Source organism: Arthrobacter celericrescens, from assembly GCF_003614925.1.
Classification (GTDB): domain Bacteria; phylum Actinomycetota; class Actinomycetes; order Actinomycetales; family Micrococcaceae; genus Arthrobacter; species Arthrobacter celericrescens.
This window is the reverse complement of the sequence record NZ_QYLP01000003.1, coordinates 1-13452: the sequence shown is the minus strand read 5'-3', so window position 1 is coordinate 13452 and position 13452 is coordinate 1. Positions and strand designations below refer to the sequence as shown.

General features: G+C 67.3%; 16 protein-coding genes and 1 rRNA gene. 15 read left to right on the top strand and 2 right to left on the bottom strand.

Features of this window, described 5'->3' with window-relative positions; genetic code table 11:
- Positions 1–61 precede the first annotated feature (61 nt).
- From D3654_RS00125 to D3654_RS00100, 6 genes are all read left to right on the top strand, one after another.
- Positions 62–1135, top strand: a complete 1074-nt coding sequence (locus D3654_RS00125) for an iron-siderophore ABC transporter substrate-binding protein (protein ID WP_120519523.1) — start codon at positions 62–64, stop codon at positions 1133–1135.
- Positions 1136–1143: 8 nt separating this feature from the next.
- Positions 1144–2250 (top strand): FecCD family ABC transporter permease, encoded by a 1107-nt coding sequence (locus D3654_RS00120; RefSeq protein WP_120519522.1) that lies wholly within the window; start codon positions 1144–1146, stop codon positions 2248–2250.
- Positions 2251–2327: 77 nt separating this feature from the next.
- Positions 2328–3383, top strand: coding sequence for a FecCD family ABC transporter permease (locus D3654_RS00115; RefSeq protein ID WP_425359378.1), 1056 nt, complete (start codon positions 2328–2330; stop codon positions 3381–3383).
- Position 3384: 1 nt separating this feature from the next.
- Positions 3385–4236, top strand: coding sequence for an ABC transporter ATP-binding protein (locus D3654_RS00110; protein WP_120519521.1), 852 nt, complete (start codon positions 3385–3387; stop codon positions 4234–4236).
- Positions 4233–5285 carry a siderophore-interacting protein gene (locus D3654_RS00105; RefSeq protein WP_120519520.1) on the top strand — a complete coding sequence of 351 codons (1053 nt, stop codon included), beginning with the start codon at positions 4233–4235 and terminating at the stop codon, positions 5283–5285. Before D3654_RS00110 ends, D3654_RS00105 begins: the two co-directional genes overlap by 4 nt.
- Before the next feature lie 348 nt (positions 5286–5633).
- Positions 5634–6929 carry a serine hydrolase domain-containing protein gene (locus tag D3654_RS00100; RefSeq protein WP_120519519.1) on the top strand — a complete coding sequence of 432 codons (1296 nt, stop codon included), beginning with the start codon at positions 5634–5636 and terminating at the stop codon, positions 6927–6929.
- Here the strand turns inward: D3654_RS00100 and D3654_RS00095 are convergent.
- Positions 6912–7809, bottom strand: a protein-coding gene (locus D3654_RS00095) for an IS5 family transposase (protein ID WP_205571687.1) whose coding sequence is annotated in 2 segments (ribosomal slippage) — positions 6912–7457 and positions 7459–7809 — 897 coding nt in all. Because the reading frame shifts where the segments join, the coding sequence is not laid out codon by codon here. The genes D3654_RS00100 and D3654_RS00095 overlap by 18 nt on opposite strands.
- Before the next feature lie 202 nt (positions 7810–8011).
- Here D3654_RS00095 and D3654_RS20335 point away from each other — a divergent pair.
- The 3 genes from D3654_RS20335 to D3654_RS00080 all read left to right on the top strand — a co-directional run bounded on the left by D3654_RS20335 (position 8012) and on the right by D3654_RS00080 (position 9886).
- The gene (locus D3654_RS20335) at positions 8012–8155 is read left to right on the top strand and encodes a hypothetical protein (RefSeq protein ID WP_162943575.1); all 144 of its coding nucleotides are present in this window, start codon (positions 8012–8014) and stop codon (positions 8153–8155) included.
- 94 nt (positions 8156–8249) lie between these two features.
- Complete coding sequence (locus tag D3654_RS00085; protein ID WP_120519517.1) at positions 8250–9041, top strand: SGNH/GDSL hydrolase family protein; 792 nt, start codon at positions 8250–8252, stop codon at positions 9039–9041.
- Positions 9038–9886: an SGNH/GDSL hydrolase family protein gene (locus tag D3654_RS00080; RefSeq protein ID WP_245413011.1), complete on the top strand. Its 849-nt coding sequence runs from the start codon at positions 9038–9040 to the stop codon at positions 9884–9886. The genes D3654_RS00085 and D3654_RS00080 overlap by 4 nt, the downstream gene beginning before the upstream one ends.
- Positions 9887–9896: 10 nt before the next feature.
- On the opposite strand, the gene D3654_RS00075 is transcribed toward D3654_RS00080, so the two are convergent.
- Positions 9897–10181 (bottom strand): YciI family protein, encoded by a 285-nt coding sequence (locus D3654_RS00075; RefSeq protein WP_074591180.1) that lies wholly within the window; start codon positions 10179–10181, stop codon positions 9897–9899.
- A 39-nt stretch (positions 10182–10220) separates the two neighbouring features.
- Between D3654_RS00075 and D3654_RS00070 the strand changes: the two genes are divergently transcribed.
- From D3654_RS00070 to D3654_RS00045, 6 genes are all read left to right on the top strand, one after another.
- On the top strand, positions 10221–10700 hold the full coding sequence (locus tag D3654_RS00070) for a MarR family winged helix-turn-helix transcriptional regulator (RefSeq protein ID WP_120519515.1): 480 nt from the start codon (positions 10221–10223) through the stop codon (positions 10698–10700).
- A gap of 50 nt (positions 10701–10750) precedes the next feature.
- On the top strand, positions 10751–11530 hold the full coding sequence (locus D3654_RS00065; RefSeq protein WP_120519514.1) for an SGNH/GDSL hydrolase family protein: 780 nt from the start codon (positions 10751–10753) through the stop codon (positions 11528–11530).
- Between the two features lie 415 nt (positions 11531–11945).
- Entirely contained in the window at positions 11946–12182 is a 237-nt protein-coding gene (gene rpmB, locus D3654_RS00060) for a 50S ribosomal protein L28 (protein WP_070348672.1), read from the top strand.
- Entirely contained in the window at positions 12182–12352 is a 171-nt protein-coding gene (rpmG, locus tag D3654_RS00055; RefSeq protein WP_070348673.1) for a 50S ribosomal protein L33, read from the top strand. Before rpmB ends, rpmG begins: the two co-directional genes overlap by 1 nt.
- A gap of 2 nt (positions 12353–12354) precedes the next feature.
- Positions 12355–12660 (top strand): 30S ribosomal protein S14, encoded by a 306-nt coding sequence (gene rpsN / locus D3654_RS00050; protein WP_070348674.1) that lies wholly within the window; start codon positions 12355–12357, stop codon positions 12658–12660.
- A 723-nt stretch (positions 12661–13383) separates the two neighbouring features.
- A 16S ribosomal RNA gene (locus D3654_RS00045) occupies positions 13384–13452 on the top strand; the annotation flags it as partial.

The window sequence follows — 13452 nt, the reverse complement described above, 5'->3', positions numbered from 1 at the left end:
GTAATCAGCGGAAGGATAGGCTAGCCTTACTTGGGTTTGCATCACTTACCTAAGGATTTACATGGCTTCCCTCCTCCCGCGCCGTGCCCTGCTCAAGACCGCAGGCGGCGCAACCGCTGCGCTGGCCGCCGTCGCGCTTTCCCTGACCGCCTGCTCCACGGGCCCGGCCAACAGCACCCAGAACGCCTCGGCCACGGCCGCCGCCGACCAGTTCCCGGTGACCATCAAGAACGTCTTCGGCGAGACCACCATCAAGGAACAGCCCAAGCGCGTCGTCACCATCTCCTGGGTGAACGACGACGTCGCCCTGGCCCTCGGTGTGGTTCCCGTCGGTGTGCCGAAGAACGAGTGGGGCAACAACAGCAAGGGCTCCACCCCGTGGAAGGACGCCGCCCTCGAGAAGCTCGGCGCCTCCTTCGGCAGCGACACGGCACCGGTCCAGTTCTCCGAGGCCGACGGCGTCAACTTCACCGAGATCGCCAAGCTGAACCCGGACGTCATCCTGGCCGCCTACTCCGGCCTCGAAGCGGCCGACTACAAGAAGCTCACCGAGATCGCCCCCGTCGTGGCCCAGCCGGAGCTCGCCTTCGGCACCCCGTGGCAGGAAGCCACCACCGTCATCGGCAAGGCCCTCGGCAAGACCGCCGAAGCCGAGAAACTGGTCGCCGACACCGAGGCCACCATCAAGGACAAGGCCGCCAAGTACCCGCAGATCGCCGGCAAGACCTTCATCTGGGGCAACCTCGATCCGGCCAGCGCCGAGAACACGGGCATCTACCTGGCCGCCGACAACCGTCCGCGCTTCCTCACCGAGATCGGCATGAAGGCAGCTCCCGTGGTGGAGGAGAAGTCCAAGGGCTCCAAGGAGTTCTTCGCTGCCTGGTCCGCCGAGAAGGCCAACGAGCTGGACTCCGATGTCTTTCTGACCTGGGTTGCGGATGCCAAGGCCAAGGACCAGATCGTCAAGGATCCGCTGCTTAACCAGATCCCGGCCGTGAAGAAGGGCGCCCTGGTGGCCGACCCGGACACCACCTTGACCCTGGCCACTTCCGCCGCCTCGCCGCTCAGCCTGCCGTGGGCCCTGGACAAGTTCCTTCCCCAGCTCGCAGCCGCAGCCGACGCCGCCGGCAAGTAGCACCAGCCATGACAGCAAGCACGACGGCGGCCTCCTCCGGGGAGCGCGAACGTACACTTGAGGCCCCAAAAAGCGCCAAAACGGGGCCCCAGCTGTACGTTCGCGCGGAGGTTCGCGCCCGGAAAGGCAAGCAGCCCGCCTGGCTGCTGGCCGCCGTCGTCGTGCTCGCCCTGGCTTGCGGCGCCTCCCTCGCGGTGGGCGCCCGGGCCATCCCGCTCGGCACCGTCTTGGACGCCTTGGTCCATTTCAACGCCGCGGACGGCAACCACGCCGTGGTGCACGCCCGGATCCCGCGCACCGTCCTCGGCCTGCTGGCCGGCGGCGCCCTTGGCCTCGCCGGCGCCGCGATGCAGGGCGTGGCCCGCAACCCCCTTGCCGACCCCGGCATCATGGGCGTCAACGCGGGGGCGGCGCTCGCCGTTGTCGGCGGCATCTACCTTTTCGGCATCACCGGCCTCAGCGGGTACATCTGGTTCGCCTTCGTCGGCGCCGCTGCCGCTGCCGCCATCGTCTACCTGCTCGCCTCGCTAGGCAGGGACGGCGCGACGCCGGTCAAGCTCGCCCTGGCGGGCGCCGCCCTGAGCGCCGGCCTGTACTCGCTGATGAACGTGGTGCTGGTGTCCAGCCAGGACACCCTGGACCGCTTCCGTTTCTGGCAGGTAGGCTCCGTGGCCGGCCGCGACTGGTCCGTCATCCTGCCCGCCCTGCCCTTCCTGGCCGTCGGCGCGCTGATCGTCCTGCTCAGCGGCCGGATCCTCAACGGCCTGGCCCTCGGCGACGACCTCGCCCGCGGACTCGGCCAGCGGGTGGGTCTCTCCCGGGGCATCGTGGCGCTCGGCGTCGTGCTGTTGTGCGGATCGGCCACGGCCCTCGCCGGCCCCATCGCCTTCCTCGGCCTGGTCATCCCGCATGCCGTGCGTTTCTTCACCGGCCCGGACTACCGCTGGATCCTGCCCTTCTCCCTCGTCCTGGCTCCGGCGCTGCTCCTGGCCTCCGACGTCGTGGGCCGTGTGGTGCTGCTGCCCGGCGAGGTCCCGGCCGGCATCATGACCGCGATCCTCGGCGCCCCGGTCTTCGTGTGGCTGGTCCGCCGCGGCAAGGGGGCCTCCCTGTGAGCCGCACTGTTGAGCGCGCCATTGTTGAGCCCGAACGTACAGTTGGCGCCCTGAAAACCGCGGAAAAGGGGCCCCAACTGTACGTTCGCGCAGAGCGCGCAGCAAAGGGGCTTAATCGGACCTGGCTGCTCGCGGCCGCCGTCGTCGTCCTGTTCGTGGCGAGCATCCTCCTCGGCAGCTACACAGTCACCGTCCCGGACTTCGTCACCATCGTCACCGCCCACCTCACGGGCGGCGAGAAAATCCCCGGCGCCAGCTTCATCGTCATGGAGACCAAGCTGCCGCGGGCCACCATGGGCCTGATGATCGGCGTCGCGTTCGGGCTGTCCGGCGCACTGTTCCAGACGATGCTCCGCAACCCGCTCGCCAGCCCGGACGTCATCGGCATCAGCAACGGAGCCAGCGCCTCCGCCGTCCTGGCGATCGTGGTCTTCGGCGCCTCCGGGGCTGCCGTGTCTGTCGCGGCCCTGTTCGGGGCCCTCACCGTCGCCCTGCTCATCTACCTGATCTCCCGCGGCGGAAGCCTGCGCGGAGCGGGCGGACGCAACGGGAACGCCGCCGGCAACCGGCTGGTCCTCGCTGGCATCGGCATCGCCGCCGCACTCGGGGCCCTGGTGAGCTTCCTCATGACCCGCGCCGACATCCGCACCGCCGCGGAAGCCCTCATCTGGCTCAACGGTTCGCTCAACCCGGCCACCTGGGAACGGATCGGCGTGCTGCTGCTCGCCCTCGCCGTCCTGCTGCCGTTCACCGCAGCCCTGGCCAAGCCGCTGCGCCTGCTGGAACTCGGCGACGACACCGCCGCCGGCCTCGGCGTCCGCGTCGGTGCGGTGCGGCTCGGCCTGGTGCTCACCGCCGTCGCACTCGCAGCGGTCGCGACGGCGGCAGCCGGCCCTGTCTCCTTCGTCGCCTTCCTTGCCGGCCCCATCGCCCGCCGCGTCACCGGGAAACCCAGCCTCCCGGCGTCGGCCCTCACCGGCGCCGTGATCGTCCTGGCCGCCGACTACTTCGCCTACAACCTGGCACCCCTGCTGCTGGACGCCACGGTGCTGCCGGTCGGCGTCGTCACCGGCGCCCTGGGTGCCCCGTTCCTGCTCTGGCTCCTGGCCACCTCCAACCGAAAGGACGCCTGACATGGCACGTCTCAGCGCCCGGGACCTGACACTGCAGTACGAGCAGCGCCGGGTCATCGAAGGTCTCCGCACGGAGATCCCCGAAGGCAAGGTGACCATGATCGTGGGCGCCAACGGCTGCGGCAAATCCACCCTGCTGCGCGGCCTCTCCCGGCTGCTGAGGCCCGCTGCCGGGGCCGTGACCCTGGACGGCAAGGACATCCACAGTCGCCCGGCGAAGGAACTCGCCCGCACCCTCGGCCTGCTGCCGCAGCAGCCCACCGCTCCGGACGGCATCACGGTGCGCGACCTCGTGGGCCGCGGCCGCTACCCCCACCAGGGCTTCTTCCGCAACTGGAGCCACGGCGATTCCTCACCCCACGACCTCGCTGTGCGGAACGCCCTCGACGCGACCGCCACCACGGAGCTGGCGGACCGCAACGTGGACGAACTGTCCGGCGGGCAGCGCCAGCGCGTGTGGATCGCCATGGCCTTGGCCCAGGAAACCGAGGTCCTGCTGCTCGACGAACCCACCACCTACCTCGACCTCGCCCACCAGGTGGAAGTCCTGGATCTCGTCACGGACCTCAACCGCCGCCGCGGCACCACGGTGGCGATCGTGCTCCACGACCTGAACCTCGCAGCACGCTACGCGGACCACGTCATCGCCATGAAGGACGGCGCCGTGGTGGCCGAAGGCACCGGCATCGACGTCATCACCGAAGAACTCGTCCGCACCGTATTCGGCCTCGAATCCCGCGTGGTCCCGGACCCCGTCTCCGGAACCCCGTTGATCGTGCCGATCGGCCGCCACCACTACCCGGCCCCGCAGGCCACCGAAACCACCAAACCCGCACTGGAGATCGCCTCATGAGCACGGAAACCGCACCGATGGCCAAAAGCTACGCCACCGAGCCCATGGTCCTGGCCTTCGACGTCACCGTCACCGCGGTCCAGGAAATCGGCCCCAACTTCCGCCGGGTCACCTTCGGGGGGTACTGCCTGCGCGATTTCGGCGTCTCCGGCCACACCCTGGACCTGCGCATCAAGCTGCTGATCCCCTCGCTCGACGCCGACGGCCGGACCGTCGCGCCGCCCGCCTTCGAAATGGGCAACACCGGCTGGTACCAGGAATGGCTCGCCATGGACCCGGCGGTGCGCGGCAGCATGCGCACCTACACCGTCCGCAGCGAACGCCTCGACGCCGTCTACCCGGAGATCGACGTCGACTTCGTAATGCACTTCGACGCCGACGGCAACGGCGGCCCCGCAGCCAACTGGGCCCTCAACGCGAAGCCCGGGGACTCGCTGACCGTCATCGGCCCCAACAACCGCGCCGCGCACTGCGTCACCGCAGAAATCTACTCCGGCATCGAATGGCGACCGGGCCTGGCCCAGCGCGTCCTCCTCGCCGGAGACGAGACCTCCGTCCCCGCCATCAGCGCCATCCTCGAAAGCCTCCCCGCCGGGATCAGCGGCCACGCCTTCCTCGAGGTCCCCGAAGCCGGCGACTTCCAGGACCTCCAGACAGCGGCCGACGTCGAAATCACCTGGCTGGCGCGCGGCGCCTCGATCGGCCGCTCCCGTCCGCACGGCGAACTCCTGCAGAATGCCGTACGGAAGGCCGTCCCCGTGCCCGGCTGGGTGGGCATCGCCTCCGAAGCCGCCGCCGGCCCCGAACCCGAAGACGTCAACGTGGACCAGGACATCCTCTGGGAAACCCCGCAGCGCATGGACACCGCCTCCATCAAAGCAACCCGCAACCCCGACCTCCCCGCCAGCGCCCTGCCCTTCTACGCCTGGATCGCCGGCGAGGCCGGAGTCATCAAGGAAATGCGCCGCTACCTGGTGCGGGACGTCGGGATCGACAGGAAGCAGGTGGCGTTCATGGGGTACTGGCGCAAGGGGAAAGCGGAGCTCTGAGCCCGCTCGTCCCCGATTCCGCCGCTTAGTGCGCGACGGCGGTCGGTTGGCTTTCGCCTTCGCCGCTACTTTGCAGTCGCTTAGACACCTCCCGCCGCTTCGCTTCGGTCGCTGGGCGACCTTCGCTCACCTCTGGTCGGCGATGCGCTCCCTGCAAAGCACCGGCTGCGGCTGGCCTGTCTGTCGCCTTTCCTGCCGCGCCGCTATTGGCTGTCGCCTTTTGCTGCCGCTCGCTTAACTGTGCCCGACGGCGGTAGTTCGGCCCCGCTGTTCCCTTGCGGTTTTCGTTGTGGTTGGGAGGGGCGAGCCGTACCTTGGGAGGACGGTACCCGGGATGGCGAGGCGGCCATGCTCAACGTTCTTCGGTTGTTCGCGTCGGTTCAGGCCGTCGGCCTTTTCGTCGGCCTTGGCCTTCCGGCGCCCTTGCCCGGCGGTGAGGATCCCGCGTTCCAAGCAGTCGATAACTACCTTCAGGAACAGCTGGACTCCCTCGGGATTCCGGGGGCCGCCGTCGTGATCATCAGGGACGGCAAGCAGGTCCATCAGGGCGCCTTCGGCCGGGCCGACGAGTCGGGCAGGCCCATGACGGCGCAGACTCCGGTCCTCCTGGCCTCGACAAGCAAACCCCTGACGGCGATCGCCGTGCTCCAGCAGGTCGAGGCCGGGCGGCTCAACTTGGACGAGCCGGTGCAGAGATACCTGCCCTGGTTCAGGCTGAGTGACAGCCGGGCCTCCCGGATCACCGTCCGGCACCTGCTCCACCAAGCGAGCGGGCTGTCCTCCGCCGACGGGACGGCCTGGGAAGCCTCCGACACCCAGGCCCCGGAAGCCCTCGAACAGGGGGTGCGGGATCTGGCCGGAGCCTCGCTCGAGGGCGAGCCGGGAGAAGCATTCGGGTACTCCAACGCGAACTTCAACATCCTGGGCCTCCTCGTGCAGACCGTGAGCGGCCAGCCGTTCGGGGACTACATGCGGGACCACATTTTCCGTCCCTTGGCCATGGACCACAGCCACACCAGCCGGGCCTCCGCGGAATCCGACGGCCTGGCCCGCGGGTACTCGCTGTGGTTCGGTTCTCTCTGGCTCCAGACGGGGGTGCCTGCACCGACCACGGGCATGCCGTCCACCACGATGTATGCCTCGGCGGAAGACCTGGGCCACGAACTGATCGCCGTGACCAGCGGAGGACGCTACGCGGACAGGCAGGTCCTCCGCCCCGAAAGCGTCGAAGCCATGCGTACGCCAGGGGTCAGCGTGGACGGGTCCAAGAAGTACGCGATGGGATGGTTCACCCGCCCGCTCAGCGAGGCCGCGGCGCCGGCCGGGGCGGGGACGACGCCGGACGGCAGCCGGCTGCCTTTGCTTCTGGAACACCAGGGGGAGTGGGGCAACACGCACACCTACACGGCCGTGGTCCCGAGTTCCGGCCTCGGGGTTGCGCTGGTGATCAACGCCAACGACACCTCCGCCCCGTCACGGCTCAAAGCGCTGGACAGCAACATCCTGCGCATTCTCCACGGGCAGGACCCCGCGCCGACGGTCGTGCAGGAGGACTGGCTGCAGCGCAGCGGCTGGGTGGTCGCTGCGGCGCTTCTTCTCGCCGAGCTGGGGAGCCTCGTGTTGGCCCTAGGGCGTGTCTCCTAAAGCTGTCAGCCAGATGCTGATTGCTCGCAGGACCGCTCCGCCGCGGTAGGTGAGGGCGAGTTTGTCGTAGCGGGTTGCCAGGGCTCGCCACTGTTTGAAGGTGTTGAAGTTGCGTTCGACCACGTTGCGACCTTTGTAGTCCTCCTTATCGAAGGAGGGCGGCCGGCCGCCGGTGGATCCCCGTCGTTTCCGGTGGCCGATCTGATCGGATGGTTGCGGGATGACAGCGACGATGCCGCGGTCGCGAAGGTGGGTTCGGATCGCTTTGGACGAGTAGGCCTTGTCGCCGCGAACACGGTTCGGGCGGGTACGAGGCCGGCCCGGACCGGTGCGGTAAATCTTCAGTTGGTCCATCAGGTGGGTGAACATTGGCGCATCCCCGCCCTGGCCGGGAGCGACCAGCAGTACCAGTGGCCTGCCTTTACCGTCGACGAGGGCGTGAATCTTGGTGCTCAGTCCACCGCGGGACCGCCCAATTGCATGATCGTCCGGCTCAGCATACAGATTCATGTAATTCGAGCGGGCCCCCTGTGGTGCGGGGAAGGTTGGTGCCGTGCTGGTGGGCGCGGTTCACCGTCGAGTCGACTGAGACCGACCAATCCACTTCTCCTTGGGCATCCGCAACGGTCAGCAGTGCCGCCAGGATGCTGTCCCAGGTTCCGTCACCGCTGTAGCGGCGGTGGCGCTTCCAGATGGTCTGCCAAGGACCGAACTCGGCCGGCACATCCCGCCAGGCAATCCCGCACCGGTACCGGTAGATGATGCCCTCGACCACCCGGCGGTCGTCCCGGAAAGGACGACCCCGGCGGCCGGCGGAGGACGGCAGCAACGGCTGGATGCGGGCCCACTGCCCGTCAGTCAAAACAGAAGTACGAGACACCCATCAAGCATCGCGGCTAAGGACCCAAGGATTAAGGAGACACGCCCTAGTCCTCCTCCTCCGAACGCGCCGGGCGGTCTCCACAGGAAAGCGGCAGCGGCGGAGGATTTTCCTGCTGGCGGGGGCCGCGCTGACCCTGGATGCGTTCCTGCTGTGGCTCAGCTTCGGCTACGCCCCGGCGCACTTCGAAACCCACCTGCCGGTGATCGTCCGCCAGCTCCCGGACGTCGGCTTCGCCCTGGTTCCGGCGCTGGCCCTGGCCATCCTTCTGCCCATCCCGAGGACCTTATGGCTCCTTTCCAGGATGCTGCAGGAGCGCCCAGCCCCGCCCGACGCCGTCCGTTAAGCTCGCTGTTCCCTTGCGGTTGATTGGGGTGGGTAGCGTGCGTGGGGTGGGTGGGTTTCTTTCTTCCTCGGAGGGGCGACGGCGGTTTGTCGCCATGGGGGACTCCTTCACCGAGGGGGTGGGGGACCGGAACAAGCACCTTCCCAACGGGGTCCGGGGCTGGGCCGACCGGGTTGCCGAGAAGCTGGCCAAGGCCGAACCGGGCTGGGAGTACGCGAACCTGGCCGTGCGCAGCAAACGGCTCCGGCAGATCGTCGACGACCAGCTCGAACACGCAATCGCCCTCAAGCCGGGCCTCATCACCCTCTACGCCGGAGGCAACGACATCCTCGACTTCGGCACGGACATGGACCAGCTCATGGCCGAGTACGAACAGCTCGTGGCCCGCCTCGCCGGAACCGGCGCCACCCTGGTCCTCTTCACCGGCTACGACGTCAAGGTTTCCGCCGTGCTGGAACCCTTCAAGAAGCGCAATGCCCTCTACAACCAGCGGGTGCGCGAACTCGCCGCCCAATATGATGCCATCCTGGTGGACTACTGGTGCATGGACGCCTACCACGACCGCCGGATGTGGGCCGCTGACCGGCTGCACATGTCCAAGGCCGGCCACAAATACCTGGCCGCACGGGTCCTGGATCAGCTGGGCGTGCCCCACAAGATCTCCCCGAAGGACTGGGACCCGCCCCGCCGCCTGAAACTGCGCGAATGGGAACGCCAACAGCGCCGCTGGATCCACGACTGGGTGGTTCCGCTGTTCGGGCGGAAGCTGCGCGGTGTCACCCTAGGGGACGCCCTCAGCCCCCGCTGGCCCGAGCCAGTGAAGGTCCCCCGCAAGGGCGGGCTCCGGAAACTCATGGAAGACGCCGCAACGAAGGAGCCCGCATGAGCCCCGAAGTAATGGTCCCCGAAACAACAAACACCGCCCCGTTGCGTTTCGTCGCCGTGGGGGATTCCTTCACCGAAGGCGTGGGCGACCGCGACCTCCGCCTGCCCAACGAATGCCGCGGCTGGGCCGACCGCGTGGCCGAAGAGCTGACCCGGAACGATCCGCGCACCCGCTACGCGAACCTTGCCGTCCGCGGCCGCAGGCTCCGCCGCATCGTGGACGAACAACTGGACACCGCGCTCGCCTTGGAACCGAACCTCGTGAGCTTCCACGCCGGCGGCAACGACCTCCTCGCCGCGCGCCTTGACCTCGGCGCGCTCATCCGCCGCTTCGAGGCCGCCGTCGCCAGGATCGCCGGAACCGGCACGCGGGTGCTGCTGTTCACCGAATACAACGTGCCGCTGTCCCCGGTCCTCGAGCCCCTCAAGCTGCGCACCGCCGTCTTCAACAAGCACATCCGGCGCATCGCACGCGAACACGGCACGCTGCTGGTGGACCACTGGTGCTTCGAACGCTTCCAGGACCGCCGCATGTGGGCACCCGACCGGCTGCACATGTCCACTCCCGGGCACGAGTACATGACAGTGAAGGTCCTCGAGGTGCTCGGGGCCGCACACGCGCTCCCGACGCCGGTCCTCGCCCCGCCGCTGCAGCGCAGCCGCGCCGGGATGATCGCCGACGACGCCGCCTGGCTGAGGCGCGACGTCGCCCCCTGGTTCTCCCGCCGCCTCCGCGGCGTCTCCAGCGGCGACCACCTCGGCGCCCGCTGGCCCGCCCTCATGCCCGCGGTCCTCCCGGAACGACTGGGCACCTCGAAGGCGCGGGCAGCCGAAGCGGCCCGGTAAGCACAGGCGCTTAGTCGAGCAGGTTCTCGTAGCCTTCGGCGGCCGAGGTCACGGAAAACTCGATGATCTCGAAGTCGGCCACGCCGTTGGAGTAGAAGGGGTCGCGGGCCAGGGCTTCGTCCAGGGTGGCGCGGTCCACGCCGGACAGCAGCACACCGCCGATAGCCGGAACCCGGCGGCCGGACGCGAGGAAGATTCCGGCGTCGAAGGTCTCCTTCACCCAGGCCATGTGGGCGGGGCGGTGGTAGTCGACGATCTCGTCGGGGACCTTGTACGTCAGCGACACAATGAACATGCCACCAGACTACCCAGCGGGCCCGCCTAGGATGGTTCCATGACCGAACCCCGCTGGCTGAATGCCGAGGAGCGCCGCGCCTGGCTGGCCCTCGTGAGCATCAACACTCTCCTGCCGGCGGCGCTGGACACCAAACTCCAGGCGGCAGGGAAGCTGTCCCTCTTCGACTACAACGTGCTGGCGATGCTCTCGGAATCCGAGGGCCGCTTCCTGCCCATGAGCGAGCTGGCCGCCCGCACCAGCGCCTCTCTTTCGCGGCTGTCCCACGTGGTCACCAAGCTACAGAAGCGCGGCTGGGTGGAACGCGAGGGCCACCCCGGCGATGCCCGCGTCACCGTCGCGCACCTCACCGACGCCGGCATGGACACCATCGTGGGCCTCGCCCCGGGCCATGTGGAATCCGTCCGCGAGCTGATGCTGGACGCCATGACCGACGACGACGTCGCTGACCTCGCGCGCATCGGCGAGAAGATCGTGGCCCGCCTGAAGCCGGACCACTGGATCCTGCGCGAACAATGAGCAGCGAACGCTGAGCCGTGCCCCTGCACGCCGGTGATTAGACTGTCGGCATGGATTTTTCGGACCGCTATGTCGCCTTGGGGGATTCCTTCACGGAAGGTGTCGGCGACCCCGATCCCACGCGCCCCAACGGCGTCCGCGGCTGGGCGGACCGGGTGGCCGAACAGCTCGGCCGGGACGACGACTCGTTCGGCTACGCCAACCTCGCCATCCGCGGCAGGAAGCTCCGGCAGATCATGGCGGAACAGGTGGCGGCCGCCGTCGCGCTCCAACCGACGCTGGTGACCCTGTACGCAGGGGCCAACGACATCTTCCGCCCGAAGGTGGACATCGATTCCCTGATGGAGGATTACGACGCCGGCCTGGCCGCCTTGCGTGCCTCCGGCGCCGCCGTGGTGCTGTTCACGGGGTTCGACGCCCGGAGCTCGAAAGTCTTCGGCACCATGCGCGGGCGCACCGCGATCTACAACGAACTGGTCCGGGAAATCGCGGACAAGCACGGGGCCAGGCTGGTGGATTACTGGCGCTTCGGCGAGTACCACGACTGGCGCATGTGGGACCGGGACCGGATGCACATGTCCGTCGCCGGCCACATCAACATGGCGAACCGGGTGCTCGACGTGCTGGAGCACGAGCGACTGGCACCCGCGGAACACGGCATGGCTGGGGGCGGGAGCGACGCCGTCGGACGTACCGGGACCATTGCCGCCCTCCGGGACAACGCCCAATGGATGCGCGAACATGCCGTCCCGTGGGTGGTCCGGCGGGTCAAGGGCACGTCGTCGGGGGACGGGCTGAGCCCGAGGTACCCGGAGCTGACGCGACTCTAGCGGGGACTTCCGTCATTGTCGTCCCTGCTTGCCAGGCCGTGGGCGGCTTCACCTGAACCGGCTCCTATACACCGGATTGGTCTTAATTTCACGTAGCACCTAGACTTATTAGGCGCTAGGTGGCGCGGAGCGTGTGCAATTGCTCCGGTTGGCGGTGACTGTCGGGAACGGCGGAAGATCCGGTGGCCGGTAGTTAGGGGCTCAAGTTGCTTCGTTCCTCCATCCGCCCGGTATCCCGGAACCAGTTTCCGGACCCACTCCTTCGCCGCAGCGGCAAATCCTGTGCTGGTTTTCAACCGGTCCGTGATGCTGCGGGAACTACCGAAAACATAGTGGACCGGCGCCGGACGTCACTGACCGCACGGCAGGCAGGAACTCTGCAGGCCGTTGTTTCCAAACTTTGAGGAGAGTCGACATGGCAGCACACTGCCAGGTGACCGGAGCCGAGCCGGGCTTTGGACACAGCATTTCGCACTCGCACCGCCGCAACAAGCGCCGGTTCGACCCGAACATCCAGAAGAAGCGCTACTGGGTTCCGTCCCTGCGCCGCAATGTCACGCTGACTGTGTCGGCCAAGGGCATTAAGACCATCGACGTTCGCGGCATCGACGCAGTCGTCGCCGACATCCTTGCTCGTGGGGTGAAGCTCTAATGGCAAAGAAGGACAAGGACGTACGTCCGATCATCAAGCTGAAGTCCACTGCGGGCACCGGCTACACCTACGTGACGCGCAAGAACCGTCGTAACGACCCCGACCGCCTGGTCCTGAAGAAGTACGACCCGAAGATCCGCCAGCACGTCGAATTCCGAGAGGAGCGCTAAACATGGCTAAGAAGTCCAAGATTGCTCGCAACGAGCAGCGCAAGGTCATCGTTGAGCGCTACGCCGCCAAGCGTCTCGAACTCAAGAAGACCCTGGTTGACCCCAACGCGACTGACGAAGCACGCGAAGAGGCTCGCCTCGGCCTGCAGAAGCTGCCCCGCAACGCCTCCCCGATCCGCGTCCGCAACCGCGACGTAATCGACGGCCGCCCGCGCGGTACCTTCCAGAAGTTCGGCATCTCCCGTGTCCGCTTCCGCGACATGGCCCACAAGGGCGAACTCCCGGGCATCACCAAGTCTTCCTGGTAACCCAGAAGCACTGAAAGGGCCGGCAACCGTTTGGTTGCCGGCCCTTTCTGCGTTCCGGAAGCGTGCCACGCCGCTTCATGCCGCCCGCCCCACACCGGACATGTGCTTCCGTGGAGGCGTGGGCTGGACATATTGCTGTTATGCGCATTCTTCGCCGCCTCCGCCGGACATGTCCGGTGGATGTGAGCGGCTTCACCAGGGTGGTTTGTGGCTTCGCTGCACGGCCGGCCGGGTCCCATGGGCCGGTTTCGCCCGCGATTCCGCGTCTACCGGGCTCGCGCAGTGCTGATTTGCGCAGGGTCCGCGGCCCGTGTAATGTTTTCTGAGTCGCCGAGAGGGGGACAGCGAAGAGCTGGGACCCGGAGGCGGCCAAACTCCCTTGAATTTAGCCGGAATTCCGGCTGGCCTTCGTGCCTTCAGGGATCCGCTCCTTTTCTTCAGGTTTTCAACGGAAACGTTGATTTGCCTGGCGGTGAGGAATCGGGTAAGTTTGGAAAGTTGCTCCGGAGCGATCCTGAATGTTTGGTTTGGGTGGTGCCGGGTGTGTCTGTTGTTTGAGAACTCAATAGTGTGCCAAGTTTGTTGATACCGATTTTTTATGGATTGGTTATTGCCGGGTTGCCCGCACCCCCGTGTGTGGTGGTCTGGTTTTATAGCTGGTTTCAGATTTTGTGCAGCCATGGTCTGGTGTTATTTCCACCGGGTGTGGTTGTGTCTGTTTTTTTGACGGAGAGTTTGATCCTGGCTCAGGATGAACGCTGGCGGCGTGCTTAACACATGCAAGTCGAACGA

Coding starts and splice junctions, on each gene's coding strand:
- D3654_RS00125 (WP_120519523.1), top strand. CDS start 62: ATGGCTTCCCTCCTCCCGCGCCGTGCCCTGCTCAAGACCGCAGGCGGC.
- D3654_RS00120 (WP_120519522.1), top strand. CDS start 1,144: ATGACAGCAAGCACGACGGCGGCCTCCTCCGGGGAGCGCGAACGTACA.
- D3654_RS00110 (WP_120519521.1), top strand. CDS start 3,385: ATGGCACGTCTCAGCGCCCGGGACCTGACACTGCAGTACGAGCAGCGC.
- D3654_RS00105 (WP_120519520.1), top strand. CDS start 4,233: ATGAGCACGGAAACCGCACCGATGGCCAAAAGCTACGCCACCGAGCCC.
- D3654_RS00100 (WP_120519519.1), top strand. CDS start 5,634: ATGCTCAACGTTCTTCGGTTGTTCGCGTCGGTTCAGGCCGTCGGCCTT.
- D3654_RS00085 (WP_120519517.1), top strand. CDS start 8,250: ATGGGGGACTCCTTCACCGAGGGGGTGGGGGACCGGAACAAGCACCTT.
- D3654_RS00080 (WP_245413011.1), top strand. CDS start 9,038: ATGAGCCCCGAAGTAATGGTCCCCGAAACAACAAACACCGCCCCGTTG.
- D3654_RS00075 (WP_074591180.1), bottom strand. CDS start 10,181: ATGTTCATTGTGTCGCTGACGTACAAGGTCCCCGACGAGATCGTCGAC.
- D3654_RS00070 (WP_120519515.1), top strand. CDS start 10,221: ATGACCGAACCCCGCTGGCTGAATGCCGAGGAGCGCCGCGCCTGGCTG.
- D3654_RS00065 (WP_120519514.1), top strand. CDS start 10,751: ATGGATTTTTCGGACCGCTATGTCGCCTTGGGGGATTCCTTCACGGAA.
- rpmB (WP_070348672.1), top strand. CDS start 11,946: ATGGCAGCACACTGCCAGGTGACCGGAGCCGAGCCGGGCTTTGGACAC.
- rpmG (WP_070348673.1), top strand. CDS start 12,182: ATGGCAAAGAAGGACAAGGACGTACGTCCGATCATCAAGCTGAAGTCC.
- rpsN (WP_070348674.1), top strand. CDS start 12,355: ATGGCTAAGAAGTCCAAGATTGCTCGCAACGAGCAGCGCAAGGTCATC.